We start from the raw sequence: 3,815 nt of genomic DNA, 5'->3' as shown, positions 1-3,815 counted from the left end.
CGCTGCCTCAGGTAGCCCGGCGGCACGGCGGCGACCAGCCACACCCCGTTCTCGCTGACGCTGAACGCGTGCCCGTCGGCGTGCATCCGCGCCGCGTCCACCTCCAGCACCACCGGCCTGCCCCGGCGCGCGCCCACGGTCGTCGCGGTCGCCAGGTCGGTGGACAGGTGCACCGCGTGCCTGCTCATCGGCCGCAGCCCCTCCAGCAGGACGTCCGGCAGCGCACGCGCGTTCGTGCCGTGGAACAGCGCCAGGGGCGGCTCCGCGCGCGCGAGGCCCAGGTCCACCTCGACGCTGTGCCCCTGGTTGGCCCTGATCCGGTCGCCCCGCACCGCGAAGCGCCGCTTGTTGTTGCGCTCCACCACCTCCAGCACGGACGCCCGGTCGGTGCGCAGCGCCCGCACCAGCTCCCCCAGGTCCACCCACCCCGCCGCGTCCAGCGCCAGCCCGTACCGGCCGGGGTCGTGCCGCAGGCAGCGCGACATCCGCTTGGACAGCGTGATCACTTCGTCTTCGGTCATGCTCTTCCTCGGGTTCAGGTCCCGCCCTCGGAGGCGGGCTTCAGCTTGGGCGCGCCCGGACCGTCCGCGGCCTGCTGGTCGTCGAAGTTCTGCAGCAGGCAGCTCCGCAGGGACAGGCAGCCGCAGCCCACGCACGAGGTCAACCGGTCGCGCAGCCTGATCAGCGCGTCGATCCGGGCGTCGAGCTCAGAGTGCCACTGCCCGGACAGCCTGCTCCAGTCGGTTTTCGTCGGCGTGCGCCCCTCCGGCAGCGTCGCCAGCGCCGCCCGCACCTCCTCCAGGCTCAGCCCGACCCGCTGCGCGGTGCGGATGAACGCGAGCCTGCGCAGCACGTGCCTGGGGTAGCGGCGCTGGTTGCCCGCCGTGCGCTCCGAGGCGATCAGCCCGCGCTCCTCGTAGAACCGCAGCGCCGTGTGGGGCACCCCGCTGCGCTCGGCGACCTGGCCGATGGTCAACATCTCCGGCAACTTGCTCACCAGCTCAACCTTACTGTTGACCTCCACCATGGTCGAGGTTGTTGGCTGTAGCCATGACCACGGCGACCGAGTACGCCGCCCTCCCCGCGCTCATCACGCGGATGACCGGCGACGAGAAGCACGGGTGGGCTGCCGAGTCCACCCTCGACGTCCTCTGGGTCCTCTACGACCGGGTGCTGCGGGTCGACCCGCGCCACCCCGACGACCCCGACCGGGACCGGTTCCTGCTGTCCAAGGGGCACGGTCCGATGGCCTACTACGCGGTCCTGGCCGCCAAGGGCTTCCTCGACCCGGCCGAGCTCGACGGCTGGGCGGGCTGGGGCTCGCGCCTGGGCCTGCACCCCGACGGCGTGCTCGTGCCCGGCGTCGAGATCGGCAGCGGCTCCCTCGGCCACGGCCTGCCCATCGCCGTCGGCGTCGCCATCGGCCTGCGCCTGCGCGGCAGGACCGACCCCGCCGTGCACGTCCTCGTCGGCGACGCCGAGCTGGACGAGGGCAGCAACCACGAGGCGATCGCGGTGGCCGGACGACGCGGTCTCGACTCGCTCGTGACCACCGTCGTCGACAACTCCTCCGGCTCGCTCGGCTGGCCCGGCGGCGTCGCCCGCCGCTTCGAGGTCGAGGGCTGGGCGACCGCCGAGGTGGACGGCCGCGACCACGACGCGCTGCACGCCGCGTACACCGCCCCGCACCCCGGCAGGCCGCTGGCCGTCGTCGCGAAGGTGGAGGCCAAGCGATGAGCGCCACCACCATGCGCGAGGTCTTCGCCCGCGTCCTGCGCACCGGCCTCGCCGACGACCCGAGGATCGCCGCCGTCATCGCCGAGATCTCCCGCGACGTGCTGCCCGAGCACGAGCGGGTGGTCAACGTCGGCATCCGCGAGCAGGCCATGGTCGGCGTCGGCGCGGGCCTGGCCCTCACCGGCCTGCGCCCGGTCATCCACTCCTACGCCCCGTTCCTGGTCGAGCGCCCGTACGAGCAGCTCAAGCTCGACCTCGGCCACCAGGACCTCGGCGCGGTCCTGGTCGGCATCGGCGGCTCCTACGACGACCCCGGACTCGGCCGCACCCACCAGTCGCCCGCCGACGTGGCCCTGATCGACACCCTGCCCGGCTGGACCGTGCACGTCCCCGGCCACCCCGACGAGGTCGAACCGCTGCTCACCGCCGCGCTGGCCCGCGACGACCGCACCTACCTGCGGCTGTCCCTGCGGACCAACGCCGCCCCGCTCCCGGTGGTCGAGGGGTTCACCGAGGTGCGGCGCGGCGGCGCGGGCGTGGTGATCGCGGTCGGGCCGGTGCTCGACAACGTCCTCGCGGCCGTGGCCGAGCTGGACGTGACCGTGCTCTACGCCACCACGGTCCGCCCGTTCGACGCCGCCGGACTGCGCCGCGCCGTCGCCCACGCCCGCCCGGACGTGCTGCTGGTCGAGCCGTACCTGGAGGGCACCTCAGCGCACCGGGTGTCCCAGGCGCTCGCGGACGAGCCGCACCGGCTGCGCTCGCTGGGCGTGCGGCGGGACGAGGAGCTGCGCGCCTACGGCACCACCGACGACCACGACAGCGCCCACGAGCTGGACCCGGTGGGCGTCCGGGAGGCGGCTCGGCGACTGTTCGGGGGGCGCTGAGGGGGCGGAGTCGCGCAAAAGGCGAGGCGTCCACGGGCCCGCCCCACCGGCTGAGGCATGATCTCCACCGTGAGCGCGCCGAGAACGCTGATCTGGACGTCCGCGCCGACCGCGGAGCTGCAACTGGCCCTGCACCGCGCCGAGGCCGGTCCCGCCGCACTCGTCCCGCTGACCTCCGGCACCGTCCTGCTGCCCCGCCGCGAGACCGGCTACACCGCCGCGACCAGGCTCGCCGAGCGGTGCCGCGAGGTCGGCGACAAGGCCGTGGTCCTGCGCTGGAGCCCGGCGGGCGAGCTGTGGGACGACGGCCGCGCCGCGGGCCACACCGGGGCCGCCCGCAAGCTCGTCCCGCTGACCCGCTGGTGGGGCCTGCGCAAGGCCGCCGCCGACCTCGACCTGCCCGACGACGCCCGCGAGGTGCGCAGGCTCGTCGACGAGGGCCGGGCCGACACCTGGGTGTCCGCGCTGCCGGACCGGGCGGGCCTGGCGATCAACACGGTCCTCCCGGTGGTCCCGGTGACCCAGGGCGGCTCCCCGTTGGCCTAGCCTGGTCACCGTGGCACGCGTCGTCGTACTGGACTACGGATCAGGCAACCTCCGCTCCGCCGAGCGCGCTCTCCAGCGCGTCGGCGCCGACGTGGAGGTGACCGCCGACCCCAAGGCGGTGCTGGACGCGGACGGGCTGGTGGTCCCCGGCGTGGGCGCCTACGCGGCGTGCGTCGCGGGCCTGAACGCCGTGCGCGGCGGCAGGCTCATCGGCCAGCGCCTCGCGGGCGGCAGGCCGGTGCTGGGCATCTGCGTCGGGATGCAGATCCTGTTCGAGCGGGGCATCGAGCACGACGTGGAGACCGAGGGCTGCGGCGAGTGGCCCGGCACCGTCGAGCGCCTCCGGGCCCCGATCGTCCCGCACATGGGCTGGAACACGGTGCAGACCCCCGAGGGCTCCCAGCTCTTCGCCGGGCAGGCCGAGGACACCCGCTTCTACTTCGTGCACTCCTACGGCGTCCGCACCTGGGAGCTCCAGCCCGCCGAGCACCTGCGCCCGCCGCTGGTGACCTGGGCCGAGCACGGGGGCGACCGGTTCGTCGCCGCCGTCGAGAACGGCCCCCTGTGGGCGACCCAGTTCCACCCGGAGAAGTCCGTGGACGCGGGCGCGCGCCTGCTGGAGAACTGGCTCAAGTCGTGCTGAGC

At 74.5% G+C, this 3,815-nt stretch carries 6 protein-coding genes; 4 read left to right on the top strand and 2 right to left on the bottom strand.

Going from position 1 to position 3,815, the window contains the following annotated elements; translation table 11 throughout:
• Together ACTUAL_RS28985 and soxR are read right to left on the bottom strand one after the other, a co-directional pair.
• On the bottom strand, nt 1-521 hold a 521-nt coding region (locus tag ACTUAL_RS28985), incomplete at its 3' end, for an RNA 2'-phosphotransferase (protein ID WP_440902463.1).
• 14 nt (nt 522-535) lie between these two features.
• On the bottom strand, nt 536-1,027 hold the full coding sequence (gene soxR, locus ACTUAL_RS28980; RefSeq protein WP_177154428.1) for a redox-sensitive transcriptional activator SoxR: 492 nt from the start codon (nt 1,025-1,027) through the stop codon (nt 536-538).
• A 23-nt stretch (nt 1,028-1,050) separates the two neighbouring features.
• Here soxR and ACTUAL_RS28975 point away from each other — a divergent pair, with 23 nt between their 5' ends.
• From ACTUAL_RS28975 to hisH, 4 genes are all read left to right on the top strand, one after another.
• Entirely contained in the window at nt 1,051-1,737 is a 687-nt protein-coding gene (locus ACTUAL_RS28975; protein WP_440902462.1) for a thiamine pyrophosphate-dependent enzyme, read from the top strand.
• Nucleotides 1,734-2,624: a transketolase family protein gene (locus ACTUAL_RS28970; RefSeq protein WP_096496421.1), complete on the top strand. Its 891-nt coding sequence runs from the start codon at nt 1,734-1,736 to the stop codon at nt 2,622-2,624. The genes ACTUAL_RS28975 and ACTUAL_RS28970 overlap by 4 nt, the downstream gene beginning before the upstream one ends.
• A 69-nt stretch (nt 2,625-2,693) precedes the next feature.
• The gene (locus ACTUAL_RS28965) at nt 2,694-3,170 is read left to right on the top strand and encodes a hypothetical protein (protein ID WP_440902461.1); all 477 of its coding nucleotides are present in this window, start codon (nt 2,694-2,696) and stop codon (nt 3,168-3,170) included.
• A gap of 10 nt (nt 3,171-3,180) precedes the next feature.
• Nucleotides 3,181-3,813, top strand: a complete 633-nt coding sequence (gene hisH, locus ACTUAL_RS28960) for an imidazole glycerol phosphate synthase subunit HisH (protein ID WP_440902460.1) — start codon at nt 3,181-3,183, stop codon at nt 3,811-3,813.
• Nucleotides 3,814-3,815: the final 2 nt, after the last annotated feature.

This window comes from Actinosynnema sp., assembly GCF_052038725.1.
Note: the sequence above shows the minus strand (reverse complement) of the source record. Positions and strands in the feature narration are given on the sequence as shown.

Coding starts and splice junctions, on each gene's coding strand:
- soxR (WP_177154428.1), bottom strand. CDS start 1,027: ATGGTGGAGGTCAACAGTAAGGTTGAGCTGGTGAGCAAGTTGCCGGAG.
- ACTUAL_RS28975 (WP_440902462.1), top strand. CDS start 1,051: ATGACCACGGCGACCGAGTACGCCGCCCTCCCCGCGCTCATCACGCGG.
- ACTUAL_RS28970 (WP_096496421.1), top strand. CDS start 1,734: ATGAGCGCCACCACCATGCGCGAGGTCTTCGCCCGCGTCCTGCGCACC.